This is a genomic window from Methylobacterium sp. E-046, from assembly GCF_022829625.1.
GTDB lineage: Bacteria > Pseudomonadota > Alphaproteobacteria > Rhizobiales > Beijerinckiaceae > Methylobacterium > Methylobacterium longum.
In genome coordinates this window covers 1-301 of the sequence record NZ_JAKSYP010000297.1, presented here as the reverse complement: position 1 = coordinate 301, position 301 = coordinate 1, and the positions used below count along the sequence as shown (strand labels likewise).

The window sequence follows — 301 nt, the reverse complement described above, 5'->3', positions numbered from 1 at the left end:
GTGGTGCCGCGAGAGGGGGCGGCGACGGCGCCGGCCCGCGTACCCGTTGCGACTGGATTGCGCATGCGCCTCGCGACCCTGGTCTTCGCCCTCTGCATCGTGCGGCCGGGAGCCGTGCTGGCTCAACCAGATCCCACCGCGGCGCCGGATCCCGCCCGTCTGCAGGTCGCCCGCGAGACGGTGGCCCAGATGACGGGGGACCGCGCGGCCACGCTCCGCTCGATGGCCGCGCCGATGGTCGGCATGATGCAGCAGATCGGCATCAAGGAGGCCGAGAAGGCGCAGGTGCTGGTGCAGGAGG

General features: G+C 73.1%; 1 pseudogene. It reads left to right on the top strand.

Annotated features, from left to right (window positions below):
* Positions 1 to 63: 63 nt before the first annotated feature.
* Positions 64 to 301: pseudogene (locus MKK82_RS33805) on the top strand (hypothetical protein); the annotation flags it as partial.